Source organism: Fusobacteriaceae bacterium (assembly GCA_031272775.1).
Lineage (GTDB): Bacteria > Fusobacteriota > Fusobacteriia > Fusobacteriales > Fusobacteriaceae > JAISST01.
The window spans coordinates 26,557-46,841 of the sequence record JAISTB010000028.1; the positions used below are offsets into that span (position 1 = coordinate 26,557).

Annotated in this window: 19 protein-coding genes; 1 reads left to right on the forward strand and 18 read right to left on the reverse strand. The window is 55.2% G+C overall.

Annotation, left to right across the window (positions count from 1 at the left end; all coding sequences use genetic code 11):
• Positions 1-125: 125 nt before the first annotated feature.
• Genes LBQ97_06970 through LBQ97_06980 form a run of 3 tightly spaced genes read right to left on the reverse strand, consistent with a single transcriptional unit; the run spans position 126 to position 3,140 of the window.
• The gene (locus LBQ97_06970) at positions 126-1,025 is read right to left on the reverse strand and encodes a YegS/Rv2252/BmrU family lipid kinase (protein ID MDR1832453.1); all 900 of its coding nucleotides are present in this window, start codon (positions 1,023-1,025) and stop codon (positions 126-128) included.
• Positions 1,022-2,164, reverse strand: coding sequence for a hypothetical protein (locus LBQ97_06975; GenBank protein MDR1832454.1), 1,143 nt, complete (start codon positions 2,162-2,164; stop codon positions 1,022-1,024). The genes LBQ97_06970 and LBQ97_06975 overlap by 4 nt, the downstream gene beginning before the upstream one ends.
• A 22-nt stretch (positions 2,165-2,186) precedes the next feature.
• Positions 2,187-3,140, reverse strand: a complete 954-nt coding sequence (locus tag LBQ97_06980) for a carbon-nitrogen hydrolase family protein (GenBank protein MDR1832455.1) — start codon at positions 3,138-3,140, stop codon at positions 2,187-2,189.
• Positions 3,141-3,356: 216 nt separating this feature from the next.
• On the opposite strand from LBQ97_06980, the gene LBQ97_06985 reads away from it, so the two are divergent.
• Positions 3,357-4,364 carry a cysteine synthase family protein gene (locus LBQ97_06985; GenBank protein ID MDR1832456.1) on the forward strand — a complete coding sequence of 336 codons (1,008 nt, stop codon included), beginning with the start codon at positions 3,357-3,359 and terminating at the stop codon, positions 4,362-4,364.
• Position 4,365: 1 nt separating this feature from the next.
• Here the strand turns inward: LBQ97_06985 and LBQ97_06990 are convergent, their stop codons facing one another.
• The 15 genes from LBQ97_06990 to LBQ97_07060 all read right to left on the reverse strand — a co-directional run bounded on the left by LBQ97_06990 (position 4,366) and on the right by LBQ97_07060 (position 20,262).
• A complete protein-coding gene (locus LBQ97_06990) occupies positions 4,366-5,313 on the reverse strand; it encodes a hydroxyacid dehydrogenase (protein MDR1832457.1) in 948 nt (315 codons plus the stop codon).
• The gene (locus LBQ97_06995) at positions 5,310-6,305 is read right to left on the reverse strand and encodes a hydroxyacid dehydrogenase (GenBank protein ID MDR1832458.1); all 996 of its coding nucleotides are present in this window, start codon (positions 6,303-6,305) and stop codon (positions 5,310-5,312) included. The genes LBQ97_06990 and LBQ97_06995 overlap by 4 nt, the downstream gene beginning before the upstream one ends.
• On the reverse strand, positions 6,302-7,306 hold the full coding sequence (locus tag LBQ97_07000; protein MDR1832459.1) for a hydroxyacid dehydrogenase: 1,005 nt from the start codon (positions 7,304-7,306) through the stop codon (positions 6,302-6,304). Before LBQ97_07000 ends, LBQ97_06995 begins: the two co-directional genes overlap by 4 nt.
• 32 nt (positions 7,307-7,338) lie before the next feature.
• Positions 7,339-8,313, reverse strand: coding sequence for a hydroxyacid dehydrogenase (locus LBQ97_07005; GenBank protein ID MDR1832460.1), 975 nt, complete (start codon positions 8,311-8,313; stop codon positions 7,339-7,341).
• 30 nt (positions 8,314-8,343) lie between these two features.
• On the reverse strand, positions 8,344-9,990 hold the full coding sequence (locus LBQ97_07010) for a BatD family protein (GenBank protein ID MDR1832461.1): 1,647 nt from the start codon (positions 9,988-9,990) through the stop codon (positions 8,344-8,346).
• Between the two features lies 1 nt (position 9,991).
• The gene (locus tag LBQ97_07015) at positions 9,992-10,828 is read right to left on the reverse strand and encodes a hypothetical protein (protein MDR1832462.1); all 837 of its coding nucleotides are present in this window, start codon (positions 10,826-10,828) and stop codon (positions 9,992-9,994) included.
• A gap of 190 nt (positions 10,829-11,018) precedes the next feature.
• Positions 11,019-11,987: a VWA domain-containing protein gene (locus tag LBQ97_07020; GenBank protein ID MDR1832463.1), complete on the reverse strand. Its 969-nt coding sequence runs from the start codon at positions 11,985-11,987 to the stop codon at positions 11,019-11,021.
• Between the two features lie 10 nt (positions 11,988-11,997).
• Positions 11,998-12,957 carry a VWA domain-containing protein gene (locus LBQ97_07025; GenBank protein MDR1832464.1) on the reverse strand — a complete coding sequence of 320 codons (960 nt, stop codon included), beginning with the start codon at positions 12,955-12,957 and terminating at the stop codon, positions 11,998-12,000.
• The gene (locus LBQ97_07030) at positions 12,950-13,747 is read right to left on the reverse strand and encodes a hypothetical protein (protein MDR1832465.1); all 798 of its coding nucleotides are present in this window, start codon (positions 13,745-13,747) and stop codon (positions 12,950-12,952) included. Before LBQ97_07030 ends, LBQ97_07025 begins: the two co-directional genes overlap by 8 nt.
• Positions 13,744-14,562 carry a DUF58 domain-containing protein gene (locus LBQ97_07035; GenBank protein ID MDR1832466.1) on the reverse strand — a complete coding sequence of 273 codons (819 nt, stop codon included), beginning with the start codon at positions 14,560-14,562 and terminating at the stop codon, positions 13,744-13,746. The genes LBQ97_07030 and LBQ97_07035 overlap by 4 nt, the downstream gene beginning before the upstream one ends.
• A 12-nt stretch (positions 14,563-14,574) precedes the next feature.
• Positions 14,575-15,558 carry a MoxR family ATPase gene (locus LBQ97_07040; protein MDR1832467.1) on the reverse strand — a complete coding sequence of 328 codons (984 nt, stop codon included), beginning with the start codon at positions 15,556-15,558 and terminating at the stop codon, positions 14,575-14,577.
• Positions 15,559-15,645: 87 nt separating this feature from the next.
• Positions 15,646-16,893, reverse strand: coding sequence for a hypothetical protein (locus LBQ97_07045; protein ID MDR1832468.1), 1,248 nt, complete (start codon positions 16,891-16,893; stop codon positions 15,646-15,648).
• Positions 16,894-16,937: 44 nt separating this feature from the next.
• A complete protein-coding gene (locus LBQ97_07050; protein ID MDR1832469.1) occupies positions 16,938-17,717 on the reverse strand; it encodes a Cof-type HAD-IIB family hydrolase in 780 nt (259 codons plus the stop codon).
• Positions 17,718-17,835: 118 nt separating this feature from the next.
• The gene (gene fusA, locus LBQ97_07055; protein MDR1832470.1) at positions 17,836-19,917 is read right to left on the reverse strand and encodes an elongation factor G; all 2,082 of its coding nucleotides are present in this window, start codon (positions 19,915-19,917) and stop codon (positions 17,836-17,838) included.
• A 114-nt stretch (positions 19,918-20,031) separates the two neighbouring features.
• Positions 20,032-20,262 carry a hypothetical protein gene (locus LBQ97_07060; GenBank protein MDR1832471.1) on the reverse strand — a complete coding sequence of 77 codons (231 nt, stop codon included), beginning with the start codon at positions 20,260-20,262 and terminating at the stop codon, positions 20,032-20,034.
• Between the last annotated feature and the right edge of the window lie 23 nt (positions 20,263-20,285).

Here is a 20,285-nt window from a genome sequence, read left to right on the forward strand (position 1 = left end):
GATTTTTGTCGCACAGCGTTTAGCAAGCCCTATTATAACAAAATATTGACTGATCAGTCAATATTTTTTTTATTTTTTTGACCGTATGGTCAAAATGGCGTCGCTTTGTTCCGTTTTCAATCAATTCAGGGGCGGGCCAGGAGCCTGAGCGTCCCCGCTTTGTTCCGGATATCGGCGCTTTCAAAATTACCGCCCCGCTCGCCGTCTATGGTAAAGGAAACCGGCGACTCAAAGCGGAGACTGATCCTGTCGGTCTTGAATCTGAGGAGCTGGGGGCTGGCGACCTCCCGCCCGAAGGCGAAGGACAGGATGTCCTTCCAATCTCCGAAGCCCCGGGGTTTCCGGATCAGCGTCGCCTCAAAGCGCCCGTCGCCCAAATCCACGTCCTTTCCGGTAATGCCGCGAAAACCGCCTACCGAAAGGGAATTGGAGACCATGCCGAACAAAAATTCCCCCGACGCCGATTTTTCGCCGCCGTCTTCAGCCCAGGCCGCCCGCAGGGGAACGGAGCGCAGGGATAAAATGTCGCGCACGCCCCAGAGTACGTAGGCCCCGTGGCCGAGAAGATTTTTCAGCTTTTGCGGCGTCGTATAGGTGACCCCCGTAAAGGGGCCGAAGGCCGCCACATAAATAAAATGTCGGCCGTTGATGGTCCCGGTGTCGACGCGCCTTTCACGGCCCGAGGTGATGATCCGGGCGCAAGCGGGCATGTCGGCGGGGAGATCGACGCTGCGGCCGAAATCGTTTGTGGAACCCGCGGGAATATAGCCCAGCGGAAGAGGCAGGTTTGCCTCCACCATGGCCCCGGAAATCTCATTGAGCGTCCCGTCGCCGCCGGCGCAGACGATGCACTCGTATTCGCCGCCGCAGCGCAGCACAAAATCCCTGCCGTCAAGGGGGGCCTTCGTCGGGTAGACCCGCACGTCCCAGGCGGCTTCGGAAAAGACCCGCAACAGTTCCGGAAGATTTTCCTGAACCTTGCGGCGGCCCGAAAAGGGATTGAAGATAAACAGGACTTTTTTCATGAGATCAAGTACACCAGCGCTACAAAGATTATGGTGGAAACCGTCGGGATGAAGGGAACGTATTTCGCGAAAAACAGGTTTCCCAGCATACCGATCAGGGATATCACAACAAAACGGACGTTGAGTTTCCCCGAAGGGGCCTTCTTTTGCCGGAAAAAGTCCAGGAAGACCAAGGTGAAGATCGGGACGAACACCGTATCGATGGAGACGAGAAAATGCTCCAATATGGCGGCGAAGCGCTCCACCGGAAAGAGAACCGCCAGCAGCAGCGTCGTTATCCCCACAAGAAGGATATTCCGGCTGAACCGCGACAGGCAGATCAGGCGGGTCGAGGAGACGGCAGCCGAATACAGGGCCACAAAATTCGTCGTGATCGTCGAAAGGAGCACGACGCAGCAGGCCACATAACGAAAGCGGCTGGCCGCGATAAAGGAGAAGATGTCCCGCCCGCCCGTGAGGGCGATCGTAAAGCCCAGAAAATACATGAAACAGCTGCCGGCGAAATAGCCCAGAAAAGGCATGATAAAGGCCGTGGCCCCGTCCTCCGCTTTTGAGGAATAATCTCCGACCAGCGGAAGCCAGGAGACCGGCATGGCGATCGAAAGCTCAATCCCGAGAACGAGATTCATGGCGGAAGCCGGAAAAGCCGGAGCGACCGCCGGGCGGCCCGCGAAGGCTTCTCCGAAAAACAGCAGACAGAGCAGCGCCAGCAAAACTACGGCCAGATCATTGATCCGGCTTGCCGGAGTACCGAAGGACATGGCCCAAATGATCTGCAGCAGCGAAAGCGTGAAGGTGACAACCTTGAAGGGAATCCCGGGAAATACGCTGGTGATGGCGCTTCCCGACTGCACGATCAAGATGACGATCCAACCCAGGAGTTGCAGCAGATTGATGGCGGCCACGATCCGGCCGCCCGTTTCACCGAAGGCAAAAGAGACATTTTCCATGGAATTGACGCCTCTGACCCAGGCTACGTAAGCGCCCAGCGCGAGAAGGCCTGTTCCGATCAGGTGACCGACCAGAATGGCGGCGCTCCCCTTTACCACGCCCAGGGGGGCAAGGAGCCCGCCCGTAAAAATCTCCGAAACCGAGATGGCCGCGCCGACCCAGAGCAAAAACATTGTGTTGCGTTTCAAAAAAATAACCTCCGAAACATATTTATTTATTATGCTTATGCACGATCAATTCCAGGACGTCGGGTCGGGCGTAGTGACCCGTGGGATCGAAGTCCATCCGGGACAGGGGAACCAAATCCATGCTCAGTTCCGCGAAGGCTATTTCTTCGCGATTCCAGATCGGTTCCACGAGATATTTTCCAAAGGGGTCCACGACGCAGGAACCGCCCGGGCAAAAGTCTTCTTTGACTTTGGCCAACTCCTCCTGGTTTTTGAATATTTGTGGAATCATGCTTTTTGTCTCATATTGGTTACAACCAATTACGAAACAACGCCCTTCCAGGGCTATGTGGCGCAATGTCGCCTGCCATTCCTCGCGGTTGTCCGCCGTGGGCGCCAGGTAGATGGCCACGCCTTGCTGATACAGGGCAACCCGGGCAAGGGGCATATAGTTTTCCCAGCAGATAAGCCCGCCGATGACGCCGAACTTTGTGGGGATTGTTGTCAGAATGTCCCCGGTTCCCTCGCCCCAGATCAATCGTTCGGAACCGGTGGGCTTCAATTTCCTGTGTTTTCCCAAAAGGCGGCCGTCGGGTCCGAAATAGAGCAAGGTGCAATAGAGCGTGCAATTGAGCGAATCCCGTTCCGTGACGCCCAAGGCCACATAAGCCCCGGCCCTTTTCGCGGCCGCGCCGATGGCTTCCGTATCGGCGGAGGGAACGATCACCGCGTTGTCGTAGTAGATTTTCCAATCCTCGCGCCCCTCCATGGTACGGCTTCCGACGACATATCCGAAGGAAAAGCCCCGGGGATAGGCGGGAATGAAGGCCTCGGGGAAGACGATCAAGTCCGGGTGTTGCCCGGCGGCTTTGTCGATCAGGGCAAGCGTCTTTTCGAGGGCGCCGTTTTTGTCAAATGGGACCGTGGATGCCTGCACCACGGCAACTTTGCATTTCTTTTCCATATCCTGCATGGTTTCCCCCTGGTTGGTTTTCATTGGGAATTTTCTCGTTTCTGTAATCTGGTATTAGTATACACAGATTTTGACAAAAAGGCAAGGGTAAAGTTCTTTTTTTGCCATTTCTGATTGTGACGCTCAGTATTGGCGGGTTCTTGAGCGGATCAGTCAAGATAGTTAAGCTGCTTGACAATGGATGAATTTGGTGATACACTAATACAATCAGAACATCATTTTTTTACAGAGGGGGGAACAATGAACGAAGAAATCCGGAACAAATTGAAGGCTTTGGGGAACCTGATCGGCAACACGCCCATGGTGAGAATCCACTTCCGCTACAAAGGCGTCCCGATGGAGATTTACGCCAAGGTGGAATACTACAATTACTCGGGCAGCATCAAGGACAGGATGGCCTACCATATCCTCAAAGACGCTTATGAAAGCGGGAAAATCCAGCCCGGCGACGAGATCTGCGAAGCGACCAGCGGCAACACCGGAATCGCATTTACCGCTATCGGGAGCTTCCTCGGGCACAAGGTCAACATCTATATGCCCGACTGGATGAGCGTCGAACGGATCCGCCTGATCTCGAGCTTGGGCGGAAACGTCATTCTCGTGTCCCGGGAGGAAGGCGGCTTTCAGGGCAGCATCGCGCGCTGCCAGGCGGCGGGGGAATGCGCCTGCACATTTCTGCCGAAGCAGTTTGAAAATGACGGCAACCGCGTGGCCCACTACATCTCCACGGGTCCCGAAATCGAGCGGCAAATGGCGGCCTTCGGCGTAGCTGCCGACGGATTTACAGCCGGTTACGGAACAGGCGGGACGCTCATGGGCATCGGGGAATACCTCAAGGACAAAACCGGCTGCAAGGTCTACCCCATGGAACCGGCCAATTCCCTGATCTCGGCCACAGGCGAAAAAAAATCCGGCGGACACCGGATTCAAGGCATATCGGACGACTTCATCCCGCCGATCCTCAAGATGGAAAAACTGGACGATATCGTCGTCGTGGAGGACGGGGACGCCATTATCATGGCGCAGCTGCTGGCGAAGAAATTCGGCCTCGGCGTCGGGATCTCCTCGGGCGGAAATTTCCTCGCGGCGCTGAAGATCCAGCTGGAGCACGGCGTAAAACACGCGGTCACCACCTTCGCCGACGACAGCAAGAAATATCTCTCGACCGATTACGCCAAAGAAGAACCCGTCAAAGACGGGTATCTTACCAGGGATATCGAATTGATCTCATTTGATTGCGTGAGGTAATTTAATTCACAACAAAAGGCCAGTCTTCGCCTTTTACTATGGCGATGCAGGCTTTGGCGGCCATGGTCGTCATATTGACCATGGCTTCGTTTGTTACGGCGGCGCTGTGCGGCGTGCAGACGATATTTTTCGCGTGGAGGATGGCGGCGTCGGGTTTCGGCGGTTCGTCTTCATAGACGTCGACGCCCGCGCCTCCGATGACGCCTTCATTGAGGGCCCGCGCGAGGTCTTTTTCGGGGACGATGCCGCCCCGGGCGCAATTGATCAGAATTGCGCTTTTTTTCATGGTCTTCAAATCCTCAAAGGTAATCATGCCTCTGGTTTCCGGCGCCAGCGGCACGTGCAGGCTCAAAACGTCGGCTAGCGGAAGCATTTCGTGATAGTCGGCGTACCAGGTCCAGCCCTTTTTTTCGGCTTCTTCCCGGGGGAAGAAGGGATCGTAGCCCAGAACGCGCATGCCGAACCCCGCGGCGATTTCCGCGACCTCCCGGCCGATATGCCCCAGGCCGATGATGGCCATGGTCTTTCCCTTGAGCTCAAAGGAGCGCGCGAAATCCTTCTGGTAGGTGAATTTCCCGGCTACGGTCTCGTTGTGGAAGTTGACGATGTTCCGGTTTACCGCGAGCAGAAGCGCGAAAGTCTGCTCGGCCACGGCCCGGGCGTTGGCCCCGACGCTTACGGCCACCTTCACGCCGTGTTCCGTCGCCGCCGCCGCGTCAATATGGTCATAGCCGACGCCTACGTTGGAGATGACCCGGAGTTTCGGCGCCATCTCAATGATTCCGCGGGTGATCTTCCCCAACAGAAGCACGATGCCTTCGGCTTCCCTGAGGGCGTCGGGGTATTTGGAGAGATCGCCGTCATGGACGATGAATAAATCCGTTTCCTCCCGCAGCAGCTCCGTGGCCCCGCCCGCCAAGGGATACGTCAGCAATACTTTGGGTTTCATGATTTTCCCCCTTTACCGGCCCATTTTGGATGGTTGTAGACTTCGGGATTCGCCACATAAGGCCATTTTTCCCCGCCCAGAATGGCAAGGACGGCCGTCGCACACATCTGCGCCATTTTCACCATGGCCTGAGTCGTCTGCGCGCCGTTGTGAGGCGCGGCCACAAGATTTTTCGCGTGAAGGATCTTCCGGTCGGGAGCGGGCGGCTCGTTTACAAAGACGTCGAGGGCGGCGCCCGCGATAATTCCGTCGTTTAACGCGTCCGCGAGGTCGTCTTCGTTGATGATCCCTCCCCTCGCCGTATTGACGATGATGGCCGTGGGCTTCATGAGCTTCAGGTCCTTCATCGTGATAAGATCCCGGGTCGCCGGGGAAAGGGGCACGTGGATCGAGACGACGTCGGCCTTTTTCAGAACATCCGTATAATCGGCGCAATATTCCCAACCGAGGGCCTCAATTTCTTCTTTTTTTACGAAGGGGTCATAGCCGATGACCTTCATCTCGAAGCCTTCGGCGATTTTCCCGAGCTTTTTCCCGATGTTGCCGAGGCCGATGAGCCCCAGTGTCTTGCCGTAGACCTCGAAGGAAGACTCGATGTATTTTCCGAACCAGACCGCGTTTCCGGCCCGGGTCTCGGCGTCGCCTTCGGGGGTCCGCCGGATCAGCGAAAGAATGAGTCCCATGGCCAGCTCCGCCACGGAAATGGCGTTGGCCCCGGCGCTGATGGCAACGGGGATTCCGCGTTCGGTGGCCGCTTCCACATCCACCTTTTCAAAGCCCACGCCGATAGTCGCGATGACCTCGAGACAGGGCGCCGTTTCTATGTCCTTCCGGTCGCATTTGCCGCCCCAGAGGATGATGCCGTTGGTATCGGCCCAGTCCTTTTTGAACGTTTCGGGCTGCTTGTCCTCCACCAGGATCATGTCGACGTTATCTTTCAATATCGCGAGACCTTCCCCGCGTATATGCCGCGATACGATCATTTTCTTCATCTGGATCCTCCCCGTTCCGCCAATCGTTTGCGCCATTTGGGCTGTTCATAAACTTCCGGGTTTGCCACGGCGGGCCATCTCTCGCCGTCCAGCACCGCGAGACAACCCTTCGCGCACATAACGGTCATGTTCCGGATCGCTTCTTTTGTCATGGCCGCAATATGCGGCGTGCAGACGAGATTTTTCGCCTTGAGGATCCTGGCGTCGGGCGGAACGGGCTCCGTCGCGAATACGTCGATGGCCGCTCCGGCAATGATGCCGCTGTCCAGGGCGTCTGCGAGATCGTCTTCGTTGATGATCCTGCCCCGGGCCGTATTGAGGATGAAGGCGCTCTTTTTCATGAGTCCCAGTTCCCGTTTGCCGATGAGGTTGATTGTCTCGGGGGATCTCGGCACATGGACCGACACGACGTCGGCGTTTTTCAGCACGTCGTCATATCCGGCGCAATAGACGATTCCCGCCTGTTCCGTCGCTTCCTTTGAAAGGAAGGGGTCATAGCCGATGACGTTCATGTCAAAGGCCCGGGCCAGCTTGGCGACGGTCTTTCCGATATTGCCCAGACCGATAATGCCCATGGTCCGCCCCGACAGCTCAAAGGACTGGTCGGGATTGCGTTCCTGCCAGCCGACTCCCGCGAGGGTCTCGTAGTGGCCGCTGACGATCTTCCTGTCCAGCGCCAGCAGCAGTCCCATGGTGTGCTCCGCCACGGAGCGGGCGTTGGCCCCGAAGCTTGCCAATACCAGTATGCCGTACTTTGTGGCCGATTCCACATCGATGTGGTCATAGCCCACGCTCATGGTCGCCACAAAATCCAGATGTTGCAATTTGTCAAAGGCATTGGCGTTCATAAAGCCCCGAAAGAGCAGGACCCCCTGGGCGTCTTGGATCTTGTCGGCAAAATTGGCCGGATCCCTGTCGTTTCCGATAAAAATTTCGGCTTTTTCCCTGAGGATATCCATCCCCTCGTCCCGCATCGCGTAGGTGCAAGCGATTTTTTTCATTTTTTACCCCCCTGATTGATATAAAAATGTTGTTATTGCCACCTCGGATGATTCCAGACCCCCGGGTCGACCACGCAGGGCCAGCGCTCCCCCCGGAGTACCGCGAGGCATCCGTCCACGCACATGCGCATCATGTTGAGGGCCGCTTCCTTCGTCTGGGCCGCCGAATGAGGCGTCACCAAAAGATTTTTCGCACGCAAAAGCGGCGCCGTCCCGTCGGGCGGTTCCATTTCAAAAACATCGAGGGCCGCGCCCGCAATGAGATCTTTTTCCAGCGCCGCCGCGAGATCGGCTTCGCTTACGACGCCGCCTCTGGCGCAATTTACAAGAATTGCCTCGGGCTTCATGAGACTCAGTTCCCGCAGGGCAATCAGATTTTTCGTACTCTCGTTCAAGGGCGTATGGACCGTAACCACATCGGCCGCCCGCAAAAGATCCGGCAGATCCGCGCAGCGGGTCCAGCCGCGCTTCGTAAACGCTTCCGGCGGGAGGAAGGGATCATAGCCCAGGATCTTCATGCCGAAGCCCGCGGCCAGTTCCGCCACGATTTTTCCGATATTGCCCAGGCCGATAACGCCGATGGTTTTTCCGTAGAGCTCAAAGGAATTGCCGCTGATCCGGCTTTCCATAAATTTTCCCGCCAGCGTTCCCAAATGCCCGGCCAGCATTTTTTTATCGAGGGCAAGGATCATCCCCATGGTGTGTTCGGCCACTGAGCGGGCGTTGGCCCCGGGCGTATAGACCACGGGCACGCCGCGGGCCGTCGCCGCCGCGACGTCGATATTGTCATAACCGACGCCGTTTTGGGCAATTACCCGTAAATCAGGCGTTTGCGCGAGAATTTCCCCGGTCATTTTTCCGAGCCGGATAATGATCCCTTGAGCTTTTTTCAGCTCCGCCATATAGTTGGCGGGATCGGGATCGTCGGCGATAAAGACTTCCGCCTTTCCCTCCAGAAGGACCATCCCTTCGGGCGGAAAAGCCTGCGTCATCACCAGTTTCACCATTTTACTCCCCCTGTATGTCCATAAAAGTCGTCAATTGAATTCTTTTTTCAAACGCCGGATGATTTTCTTCCGCTCCAGAGCCTTCCCCTGAACCCGGCAATCGGCGATCTCCCGGTCAAGCTCCACAAGGGCGTCGGACGCGCCGCTTTTGGCGAGCCGCTCCCCCAAATGGGCCTTGGGCGTATAGCCGTAACGCTCCCGCAGAAGCCGGCAGTATTCCTCATAGAAGCCTTCGTCGTCCCCCGCGCTTTTGAGCGCCTGCAACGAAGGTCCCGATCCCCTTCCGGCCTTCTTTTTCCTTTTCATTACTAAATATAATAGCACAAAAGTCTCCGGGATACAAACAAATAAAAATATTTTTCCGTAGGGATGCGAAAAGCGGCCCGATTCTCCCTCGGGCGGAAGCGTCGAAACCGTGATTTTTTCGCTCGCGGCAAGCTCAACCGGTCCGTTTGTCGCCGGGGTCGTCGTGACCGCGGGCGAAGCCCCTTGAGGCGGCGCGACGCGCTGTGTTGGCGCGGAAGGCTGTACTTGCCCGCTTCCGGGCGTCACCGAGACTTTCTTCGCCGGAATCTCCAAATATTCATATTTCTTGCTTTTGGGGCTGAAATAGGAAATCCGCATGTCCGGGATCGTCACTTCCCCGGTATTTCTCGGGATTACGGCGATTTCAAAGGTCTTTTCGGCGTAATAACCTTCGTTTTCTATGGTCTCATCGGCGGATTTCACGCTCTCGAACACGTTGAATTCCGTCGCGGGCAGCGAATTTGCCGCGATTTCCTCAAGGCCGTCCAGATTGACCGCCCCCGAGATTTTTACCGTAAGCACAAGGGAATCGCCGTAGGAAACGCTGTCCCGATTCCAGCTCCAGTTGATTTCAGGGGTCCCCACGACGTTCTGAAAGTCCGCCGGTTTCCCCTGGGGCAGCGGCAGAATATGGAGCGTAATGTCTTTTTCGGGGAAAATGTTTCTGCGGATCCGCATGTTTTCCTCCGTTTCCACGGACAGGGAACTGGAGTGCATTTTTTTGTCCCCCGAGGAATTGGCCTCGAGAATCCACTGATAGATCGTCGCCTCTGCGGCCATGGTCCCCTTCAGCGTCCGGATCTGCTTTGTCCGGGGACCGCCGCCGGCCTGGACGGCGGGGACATTTTTCGAGGAAAGCTCTCCGAAATCAGAATCGGCCACGACGTTCAGGCCCATGAGTTGCCTCGAAAACAGGAGTTTTTCCACATAGGGGATCTTTTCGCCGAAATAGAAGGTCTCATCCTGTTTGAGATTCGTCAAAAATTCGATTTCCTCGCCTGCGGCAACGGCGGCCCGCCCTTTGCCGACCTTGAGCGTCAGCTCGTTGGACGCGGCCTTTTTCCCGGCCGCTTTGAGCTTCACTTCCCCCTCTTTCAGCGGCAGGAGCTCATAAATATCGGCCACCTGGCTCTGCTGCCGGCCGTTGATAATGGTGAAATTGGAGTTGGAACCCCGGGAAACGATCCGGAAGTTTTTGTCGAGACCGGCTATCGTGTAGTCCTCTTTCTCTTCGTTCACAAAGGTCACGGCAATCCGGAAGGTTTCGTTGAGGACGGGATTCAGCGTATCGCTTTCGAGCCGGATCTCGCCCAGGGCCGCCGTCGCGCCCAGGAGAAACAGTATTATCCATAGAATTTTTTTGATCTTCACGCTACCACCTGTTCTTGCCGCGGGTATTTCCGACCGGCATTACCCGCTCGTTGTTTTTGAAGGACTGCTTTTCGTTGCCCTCCAGTTTTTTCAGGACGGCCCGGATTTCTTCTTTGCGCTCGTCGGGGACGTCTTCGGCGTATTGGATTTCGCTCTGTCCCTGCGCCTTTTGGCTGTCCTGCTGTTGATCTTGATCGTTAGCTTGATCTTCTTGCTGATTTTTTTGGTCTTGATTTTGTTGATTCCGCTGCTGCTGTTGGTTTTGCTGGTTTTGCTGATCTTGATTCTGCTTATCTTGCTGATCTTGATTCTGTTGATCTTGATTTTGCTGTTGATCCTGATTTTGTTGATTCTGTTGATTTTGTTGATCTTGTTGGTCTTGATTTTGCTGCTGATCTTGATTTTGTTGCTGCTGGTCTTGATTCTGTTGATCTTGATTTTGCTGCTGATCTTGATTCTGCTGATCTTGCTGATCCTGATTCTGCTTGTCTTGTTGATCCTGATTCTGTTGGTCTTGCTGATCCTGTTGATCCTGCTTATCCTGTTTATCCTGCTGATCTTGCTGTTTTTGTTGATCCTGCTGATTTTTTATCTTTTCGAGAACCATCTCGTAATTTTTTTTGATATGGATATCGCCGGAACGCAGCATGGCGTTTTTGTATTCTTCGAGGGCTGCCGTATATCCTTCCATCGGCCCTTTTTCCCCGTTTTCCGCCTGCCCCGCCGGATCTGCCGGCGTCTCCGCCAACTTGACCCGGGCATTGCCCCGGATAAAATACACCGTCGACTCCTCTTGGAGAACTTCCGCGTATTTTTCCGCCCCGTAGAGCGTCTTCACAAGATTGCTCCGGATCCGCCCGTTGCCGGGATCGGTCTCAAGGAGTTTCCGATAGGCCGCCAGGGCTTTTTCCGTTTTCCCCGTTTTTTGCAGGACATCGGCCAGCGTCTCGGGGAACCATGTCCGCTCCCGCCGCCAGCCCGTAAAAAAGAGGGCGACGCCGGCGATCACAAGAAACAGCGCCAAAAGTTTACGTCTCATCTTTCGTCCTCCCCCGCAGGAAAAAGGCCGCGGTAATCAAAAGCAGCCCCAGCAGCAGCGGAACCTGAAAATACTTCTCATAGCGTCTGACGCGCTCCTCCCGGACGGCGCTCCGGTCGAGGCTTCGAATATCCGTGAAAAAGCGTGGAAAATCGTCTTGCAGATTGTTGACCTCGTAGTAGGCGCCGCCGTTTTCCTCGGCCAGTTGCCTTAAAAACGAGGTGTTGAGCCGACTCACCACGGCGGAGCCCGTCTCGTCCTTGATAAAGCCCTGTTTTTTGCCTCCCTCATAATCGGGGACAACGCCGCCCTGGGCCGTTCCGATGCCGGCCGCGTAAATTCTTATTCCGCGCTCCTTCGCGAAGCGCAGCGTCTTTTCGTCGAAATCCCCGCCGTCGGAGAGAATTAACACGGTCTTGTTGTCGCTGCCGGTCTCCGTAAAGGAGTTGTCCGCGATTTGCAGCCCCTGATAGAGCTCGGTGCCGCCCCCCGAAATCAGGTTGCCGTCGATGGCGTCGATGTAATTTTTTCCGATGGCATAATCGTCAGTCAGCGGCATCTGGATGTAGGCGCTGTCCGAGAAGGGGATAAAGCCTATCCGGTCTCCCTTGAGGTTTTTCAGCAATACCGTCAGCAGGCGCTTTGCTCCCTCCAATCGATTGGGATAGACGTCTTCGGTCATCATGGAGCGGGACACGTCGATCAGCGCGTAAATATCGGCGCCCTTCACGTCCTGCTTTTCCTCGTCGAGCAAACGTTGCGGGGAGAGCAGCGCAAGGACGAGGGCGAAGGCCCCCGCCGTCATCAGGACGATCCGCAGGAGCTCCAGCCCCGGCGTTCCCGTTATCGTCAATTGCCGCAGCAGTCTTCGCTTTTTCCCGAATCCGGCCAGCATAATGGCCAGGATCAGCAGGGGAATCAGCAAAAACGGCGCGTATCGCATATTTCCAAATTCCATCGAATCCTCCTCAGGGAATCCGCACAAAAATCAGGTAGCGGAGCGATATCCCGAGCAAAAGCAGAATCAACGCGCCCGTGAGAAAATTCTCGTACAGCTCCTGCCGCTCGTAATAACTGCGTCCTTCCACTTCCGTTTTTTCCAGTTCGTTGATCGTATCAAAAATCCGCTCGAATTCTTTCTCGTCTCCGGCTCTGAAGTATTGACCCCCGGTCTCTTTCGCGATATATTCGAGCAAGGTCTCATCCAGTTCCGTGTTCTTGACGCGCTGGCTCCCGAAAAAAGAACGGACGACGAATTCCCGGGCCCCGATGCCCACGGTGTAGACCTTGACGCCCAGCTCTTTGGCCAGTTTTGCCGCCCCCTCGGGGCTCATTTCCCCCGAGTTGTTCTCGCCGTCCGTCAGCAAAATCGCGATTTTTTCCCGGGTCTTCGCTTCCTTGATCCGGTTCAGGGAGACGCCCAGGCCCATGCCGATAGCCGTCGACGTGTTGCTTGTGATGTCATTGACCGTCAGTTTACGCACGATCTCGGTAATGACATTGTGGTCAAAGGTCAGGGGAACCTTCGTATAGGCGTCGCCGCCGAAGACCACGAGGGAGATCAGGTCATCGGGGCGTTTTTCGACAAATCGGCCGAGGACCGCCTTGGCGGTCTCGAGTCGGCTGGGCCGGAAATCGTCCTTCAACATGGACTGGGAGAGATCGAGCACGAGGGCGATGGAAATCCCGTTTTTCGTGACGCTCCTGTCCTCGAGCCACAACTGCGGTCGGGCCAGCGCGAAGGCCGCCGTGATCGACGACAGAAAGATCAGCCATTTGCCGATCAGGGTTTTTTTGCTTTTGAGCTTGTATTGCCGGACCAGGGCCACGCTGGGGACCCGGATCGCGGGTTCTTTTTGCCTGCGGAAAAACAGCCAGGCCAGAAGGGGGATAAAGGCCAGAAACCAGGGCGCGGCCAGTTTAAACATCGCTTACCGCCCCCTTTTGCTTTTCCTTCTCTGCCAGGTCGCGAAGCCGCCCGTAGATATCCATTGCCCGGGCGCAGACGCGTTTTTGGTACGTATCGGCCTTTTCTTCCTTCCGCGAGAACTTGTAGTCGTCGAGGTCTTTGATATAGTTGACGTCGTCTGCATCGATGACGCCGGTCTTTTCGTAGTCGCCGGTCAAAAATCGCGTGCCGTAGCGATAATCAATGAGTTCCCGCAGGAGCACGCTGACCCGGTATTCCCACTGGTCGGCGGGAAGGTCGGCCATATCCCGCTCAAAGCTCAGGAAAGGATTCCGCGCCGGTCGGGTCCGCCGCCGACCCTTGGGCGTCAGCAAAAAAAGCCCCGCAAGAAAGAGCGCGATACCCGCGATCAGCCGGTATGGAGGCTTCCCCCAGTCCAGTTTCCGCTCGTCGCCGTCGGCCTGATTGAGGTAAATTTCCCCGTTCCGGGCGCGGTCGGCTTCGGTCAGGGCGCTGGCCACATGGATCGTGAGATCAAGATTTCCCGGACGCAAATTCAATTCTCCCGGCAGAAAGCTCCGGAACGTGACGACGTTTCCCGGCGGGTCTTTGGCGTCATCCCGGATATCCTCAAGGCGGACGTCATTTGCCGCGGGCGCCCCGTCAAAGGCCCGGGCGATCTCCTCCCGGGAGACGCCCGTCATCCGCAGGCGGACCGGATCCCCCACCAGGATCTCCCGTTCGGCGGCCGGTCCCGTCATCGCCAACAATAGAAAAAGCATCAAACCACAGGGCAAAATTCGCTTCATCGTTTGATCCTCCGTCGCTTGCCGAAATAATTGGAAAGCGTCACAATATAGTTGTCATCGGTATCGATTTTCAAAATCCGCCTGCCCATGGGGCGGGTCAGGGAAATATCGCCGGCTTTGTTCTCCATGACGACGCGTTCGCCGCTCTCGGCGTCCCGCAGCGTGAATATGGTCCCCGAGGGCAGTTTGTCATATTTCTTGTCGCCCACCGCGATGGGAATCAGGTCATGCTTGGAATCGAGAATCGCCAGCATTTTTTCGTAGCCCGTATCGAGAAAATCCGAAATCAGAAAGACAATCCCGCGTTTTTTCATGACGCCGTTCAAAAACTCCAGGGCCGTCCGTATGCTGGTCCCGCGCTCGGCGGGCTCGGCGTTAAGCAAGGCGTCCAAAAGGATCATCGCGTGATTCCGACCTTTTTTGGGGGGAATATGCTTTTCAATCTTCGTGGTGAATAAAATCAGGCCCACTTTGTCGCCGTTTTTATGGGCGGAAAGGGCGAGACTTCCCACAAGTTGATAAATCAAGTCGAGCTTTTCGGGAAAATATTCGGAACCCGAAATATCCACGAGGATATAGATGCAGATTTCCCTTTCTTCCGTAAATTCTTTGACATAGGTCTTCCGCTGGCGGGCCGAGACCTTCCAGTCGATTTTTTTCACGTCGTCGCCGGGGGCATAGAGCCGGATATCGGAAAATTCCATGCCGTTTCCCTTGAAATAGGAGCGGTACCTGCCCGAGAAGATCTCGCGGGCCAAAATAGACGAGGCGATTTCTATTTTTTTAATCTTTTTCAGCAGTTCTTCACGCTTCATTGAAACCACCCTTTACGGCAATTTTACGGTTTCCAGAATGTCGGTGATGATGTCGTCGACAGTCTTTCCCTCGGCTTCGGCCTCGTAGGTGGGAATAATCCGGTGCCGCAGCACGTCAAAGAGGATGGTCTTCAAATCCGTGGGCGTCACGAAATCACGCCCTTCAAGAAAGGCGTTTCCTTTTCCCGCCAGCGCGATGGCGATGGAGGCTCTGGGCGAAGCGCCGCAGAGGATGTAATTGTTCTTTTCCCGGGTCCGGAAAACGATATCGACGATATAATCCATCAATTTTTCATCGAGATGGATCTCCCGGATAAGGTCGCCGATGGCCTTGATTTCATTCTTGTCGAGGATCGCGTCTATCGGCATATCCTCGTATCCGCCGGCGCCCGTCAGCAAGCGCAGGATCGTCTTTTCTTCTGCCTTATCAGGATATTCGACCCTGACTTTCATCAAGAATCTGTCCTGCTGGGCTTCGGGCAGCGGGTAGGTCCCGTCCTGCTCGATGGGGTTCTGGGTCGCCAGGACCACAAAAGGCCGGTCCAGAATAAACGTCTCGCTTGCGATCGTGATCTGCTTTTCCTGCATGGCCTCAAGGAGAGCCGACTGCACCTTGGCAGGGGCGCGGTTGATTTCGTCGGCCAGGATGATGTTGGCGAACACGGGGCCTTTTTTCGTGTAAAATTCCCCGTTTTTTTCGTTGTAAATCTCGGTTCCGATGATGTCCGAAGGCAGCAGATCCGGCGTAAATTGGATTCTCGCAAATTTGAGACCCAGGGTGCGGGCAATGGTGCTGACCGTCAGGGATTTGGCCAGTCCCGGCAGTCCCTCCAGCAGAATATGACTGCCCGTAAAGATTCCGATCAGGATCTTTGCGATCATGTCCTGCTGCCCGATGACCTTCTTCCCGATCTCGTCCCGGACGGCCCTGACCAGCCTGCCGTATCCCAAAATTCGTTCTTTGACGCTGAGTTTGCTTTCAGCCGTATTTTCCATTTTTCTCTTACCTCCGATCCGTTTCGTAACTCTAACTATAGCCGCTTTTGATGTCCCCAATATGACAGCGGGGCTCTTTATCTCCGATCAAAATCCGATTTCCCGCAGGGCCGGAAGGGCGTAGAGGGACATGTCGCGCCGGTATTTTTCCGGATTCTGACGTTTCATCATCCGGAGGAAAACCGTGGCGTTTCCCGTATCCATACGGGCCCTGCGGAAGGCCCGGCGCTCGTAGGGCGTCTTTTCCGCGATAAAGAGAAAGATATCGAGGAGAACCTCGTCGGGCAGGCGTTCGGTCAGCACGGTCTTCTTGTCGCCCAGGATCTTGTAGCGCTTGTACACGCTGCCGTTCCGGTCGAATTCCAGAAAAAAGCCGCAGGGCACTCCCTGTCGGTAGGTACAGAGGCTTGTGAGATTTCCGTTCCGCTGATAATTCATCACGAAGCCGTGGCGAACCCCCGCGCGAAACATGGAATATTTGCGGACGGAGCCGCTCTTGTAGTATTTTATCTCAATGCCGTCGGGGACGCCCTTCGTTAGCCAGGCCCGTTGCTTGATTTCGCCTGTGGCGTGGAGAATCCGGCACTCGCCGGTCATTTCGTTGGCCACGTAATTCACGATGACTTCCCGCCGGCCCAGTTTGTCGTAGAGAATGCTCTTGCCCGAGAGCTTGTTGTCCTCATAGAGCGAGACGTTGACGAGTTTGCCGTTGGGGGCGTAGAGAATGCAGCGGCCGTTCAGCTTGCCGTCCTTGTACATCAGACTTTTTTCGAGCTTCCCGTCGGGAAAATAGATATAGGCCCGGCCGTTCAGAATGCCGGCCGTATAACTCGCGCTCATTTTAAGGATCTCGTTGGGGTAGTAGCCGTACTCGTGGCCGCTCAGCTTTCCATTTTTGTAGAGACACTTGGTCTTCAATTTACCGCTCAGGTAATACTCGAAACAGCGGCCGTTGGGGATGCCCGCCCGCATGACCGCTTCCCGCTCGATCCTGCCGTTGGGGAAATAGCGGATGTTCTTCCCTTCGGACTTGCCGTCCTTGAAGAAAACCGTCTCCTCCAGCGTCCCGTCGGAATAATAGATCTCGCCCGGACCGTTCAACTGGTCGTTCGCGTAGGTAAAGCGCTTCAGCAAAACGCCGGCTTCATTGTATTCCGTGGCCTCGCCCTCGAGTTTGCCTTCATTGAAATGAAGCGCGCTGGCCTTGCGTCCGCTGGTGAAATAGAGCACGTGCTCCCCGTGGAATTTCCCGTTCAGGACGCCCATTTTCCGCTTGACGATCCCGTTGGGATAATACTCCATCCGGTATTCGACTTGGTTTTCCAGTTCTCGCATCGTTTCTCCTCTATATGGGGTTTATTTTTTCAACGATATTGTTTTCAAATATATTGCCGGATCACGGTGATAACGCCTTTTTCCGTATTGCCGGGCGCCAGAAAGGCAGCGGCTTTTTTGAGATCCGGATGGGCGTTTTCCATGGCGAAGCTGTATTTGCAAAGGGGCATCATCTCGAGATCATTGAGAAAATCCCCGAAGACCATGGACTCGTCCGGCCCGATCCCCAGCTTTTTCTGAATCATGGCGACGCCGGTCCCCTTGCTGGCATCCAGCTTTTCGACGTCGAGCCAGACCTTGCCCGAGACGACGATCTTGTAACGGTCGGCCCAATGCCGGACTGCCGGGTAAATGTTCTTTTCACTGCCGTCAAAATTGCAGAGGGCGATTTTGCAGATCTCGTCCTCCACGGCGCAGAGGTCCTCCACGGCCCGCAGACGAAAATAGTATTTCCGGACCTCTTCCTCGAAGAGGATCCCGCCCTTTTGAATATAAGCGGATTTTTTCCCGCAGAGAACGGCCTGGGTCCCCGGCAGATCCGCCACATGTCGCAGGATGTCCCGGGCGTCGGAAAGAGGCAGCGGATTCGCGAAGAGTTCCTCGCCGCGCCAGACGACGTAAGTCCCGTTTTCCGCGATAAAGATGATGTCGTCGCGGATCGGCGCGAATTGCTCCAAGAGCGTATAATACTGCCTGCCCGAGGCCACCGCGAACAAGATGTTCTTTTTTCTCAGTTCCGGGACCAGGTCCCAGAATTCCTCCGGGATCTTGCCCTCGCCATCGAGAAGCGTCCCGTCCATATCGCTTACGATCAGTCTGATCATTGATTCTTCCTTTCGGTTCAAATTTCCTTTCATATTATACAACAGGTCGGCGGTCCTTTTCAACAAAAAACAAAAGGACGGGATTTTCTCCCGCCCTGCTGTTCAGTTTCGGTACAAATTATTTTGCCGCTTCTTTTTCCGCCGCCCGGGCCTCGATGACCTTCTTCGCGATCATTTCGGGCGCTTCCTCATAGCGTTCAAAGTGATAGGTGAAGGAGCCCCGTCCCTGGGTCATGGCCCTCAGATCCAGCGCGTATTTGAGGATTTCGCTCTGAGGAACTTCCACATGAAGGATCTGCTCGCCGTAGTGGTTGTGATCCATGCTCAGAATCCGGCCGCGGCGTTTGTTCATGTCGCCCATGACGTCGCCCAAAAAGGACTCGGGAATCACGATTTCCATCTTGCAGACCGGCTCCAGCAGAACCGGCGAAGCCTGGGGGATCCCCTGCTTGAAGGCGAGGATGGCCGCCAGCTTGAAGGAAAGCTCGTTGGAGTCCACAGCGTGGTAGGAACCGAAATAGAGCGTCGCCTTGAAGTTGATCATCGGATAACCCGCCAGGACGCCCGTGGTCTTGGCCTCGATCAGGCCCTTTTCCACCGCGGGGATAAAGGATTTGGGCACAACGCCGCCGTGAATATCGTCCACAAAGGTGAATTCTTCGTCGGGATTGGGCTCAAAGCGGATATAGACGTCGCCGAACTGACCCGCGCCGCCGGACTGCTTCTTGTGGCGGCCCTGCTGTTCGACCTTCTTCCGGATCGTCTCGCGGTAGGACACGATCTGGTCGATGAGCTCGGCGTGAACGCCGAATTTATTCTTGATCTTGGAAAGGATGATGTAAAGATGCTTTTCGCCCTGTCCGCCGATCAAAAGCTGCTTGGTTTCGTAGTTTCTCGTGACGACAAACGTCGGATCCTCCTCGAGCATCCGCTGCAAGCTCGTGCTCAGTTTTTCGTCGTCGTTTTTTTCCGCCGGTTTTACGCCCGAGTAGAAGGTGGCTTCGGGGAAATCAATGGCCGGATAGAGGATCGGCTTGTCCTTGTCACAGAGCGTGTCTCCGGTCTGGGTCGCCTGGAGCTTTGTCGTAGCGCCGATGTCGCCCGCGATAATTTCCGGCGCCTCTTCCTGCTTGTTCCCGCGCATAAAGACCGTCGTCGAGATCCTTTCCTTCTTGCCCTTGGTGGAATTCAGGATTTCCGTGTCTTTTTTGATGGAACCCGAAAGTACCCGGAACAGGGATACTTTGCCGATAAAGGGATCGACAAAGGTCTTGAACACAATGGCCGAGAAGGGTTCGTCGCGGCTGGTCTTTCTCGTGATCTCCGCCTTGGTGTTGGGATCAATTCCCTTCCATTCGCCCTCGTTGACTTCCGTCGGTACGGGCATATAGTCATAGATCATTTTGAGCAGCGTATGAATCCCGATCTCCTGGGTGGCCGAGCCCACAATAACCGGTACGACGTCGCCGGAAACGGCTCCTTTGTGGAGACCGGTCTTGATTTCCTCGAGGGTGAATTCCTCTCCGCCGAAGTATTTTTCCATCAACTGCTCGTCGGTCTCGGCCACGGCCTCAATCAAGAGGTTGCGCACTTCTTCGATGTCGACGCTTTCGGGAATGGGGCCGTCCAGACAGTCTTTGCCGTTGTAGATCCGGCTCTTGAGCCCGACGACGTCCACAAAGCCCTTGAATTCTTCTTTTTCTCCCAAGGGGATGCAGAAGGGGGCGATTTTCTTGCCGAATTTATCTTTCAATTCCTTCAGCAGCTTGTCGTAATTGACGAAGCCCTTGTCCATTTTGTTGATGAAGATGATCCGCGGCAGTTTCTTTTCCTCAAGAATGCGCCAGGCCTTTTCCGCGCCCACTTCTATGCCCGAAGTCGCGTCAAGGACCATGACCGCGCTTCCCGCCACGCGCAGGGACGAGTATACTTCGCCGATAAAGTCGAAATACCCGGGGGTATCAAAGAAATTGTATTTGCAGTCTTCATACTCGATGGGAATGATCGACGTGTTGATCGAAAACAGCCGTTTGACTTCCTCTTTGTCAAAGTCCGACTGTGTCGTCCCGTCTTCGACCGTGCCCATTTTGTCAATGACTTTGGAGATTTTCAGCATCGCTTCGATCAAGGTGGTTTTGCCGCTCCCCCTGTGTCCGACAAGAGAAATGTTCCTGATTTTGTTTGTATCGTAGCTTTTCATAAAATGTTGCCCCCTTACGTTTGGTTTTCGATTGTAAAAACTACGGCCGCTGAAATTTTGACCGCCAATACTTTATATACTCAATAAACGGCAAATAGTCAATAGGGGAAAAAATTATTTTTTGCCTTTTTTGTCTTTTTCGTTCGCTTCTTCCTTGACTTTGCCCTTTTCCTCAGCCTTGTCCTTCTTGAGCTCCTTCGAGCCTCCCACGCCTACGCCGACGCCTACATGGGGGAAAATGGGGATGCCCACGCCGACGCCTATGCCTGTGGAGCAACCTGTCATGAGCATGGACAGCAGAATGAGACCGATTGCCGTTTTCGTGATCAATCCGGATCGTTTCATCGTGATACCTCCGCTTCAAAAGG

Excerpts from the sequence above, each read along its gene's own strand:
- LBQ97_07030 (MDR1832465.1), bottom strand. The coding sequence starts at position 13,747 with ATGAAGCGAATTTTGCCCTGTGGTTTGATGCTTTTTCTATTGTTGGCG.
- LBQ97_06985 (MDR1832456.1), top strand. The coding sequence starts at position 3,357 with ATGAACGAAGAAATCCGGAACAAATTGAAGGCTTTGGGGAACCTGATC.
- LBQ97_07060 (MDR1832471.1), bottom strand. The coding sequence starts at position 20,262 with ATGAAACGATCCGGATTGATCACGAAAACGGCAATCGGTCTCATTCTG.
- LBQ97_07050 (MDR1832469.1), bottom strand. The coding sequence starts at position 17,717 with ATGATCAGACTGATCGTAAGCGATATGGACGGGACGCTTCTCGATGGC.
- LBQ97_07020 (MDR1832463.1), bottom strand. The coding sequence starts at position 11,987 with ATGGAATTTGGAAATATGCGATACGCGCCGTTTTTGCTGATTCCCCTG.
- LBQ97_07040 (MDR1832467.1), bottom strand. The coding sequence starts at position 15,558 with ATGGAAAATACGGCTGAAAGCAAACTCAGCGTCAAAGAACGAATTTTG.
- LBQ97_06970 (MDR1832453.1), bottom strand. The coding sequence starts at position 1,025 with ATGAAAAAAGTCCTGTTTATCTTCAATCCCTTTTCGGGCCGCCGCAAG.
- LBQ97_07005 (MDR1832460.1), bottom strand. The coding sequence starts at position 8,313 with ATGGTGAAACTGGTGATGACGCAGGCTTTTCCGCCCGAAGGGATGGTC.
- LBQ97_07000 (MDR1832459.1), bottom strand. The coding sequence starts at position 7,306 with ATGAAAAAAATCGCTTGCACCTACGCGATGCGGGACGAGGGGATGGAT.
- LBQ97_06995 (MDR1832458.1), bottom strand. The coding sequence starts at position 6,305 with ATGAAGAAAATGATCGTATCGCGGCATATACGCGGGGAAGGTCTCGCG.
- LBQ97_07035 (MDR1832466.1), bottom strand. The coding sequence starts at position 14,562 with ATGAAGCGTGAAGAACTGCTGAAAAAGATTAAAAAAATAGAAATCGCC.
- LBQ97_06990 (MDR1832457.1), bottom strand. The coding sequence starts at position 5,313 with ATGAAACCCAAAGTATTGCTGACGTATCCCTTGGCGGGCGGGGCCACG.
- LBQ97_07045 (MDR1832468.1), bottom strand. The coding sequence starts at position 16,893 with ATGCGAGAACTGGAAAACCAAGTCGAATACCGGATGGAGTATTATCCC.
- LBQ97_06980 (MDR1832455.1), bottom strand. The coding sequence starts at position 3,140 with ATGAAAACCAACCAGGGGGAAACCATGCAGGATATGGAAAAGAAATGC.
- fusA (MDR1832470.1), bottom strand. The coding sequence starts at position 19,917 with ATGAAAAGCTACGATACAAACAAAATCAGGAACATTTCTCTTGTCGGA.
- LBQ97_07025 (MDR1832464.1), bottom strand. The coding sequence starts at position 12,957 with ATGTTTAAACTGGCCGCGCCCTGGTTTCTGGCCTTTATCCCCCTTCTG.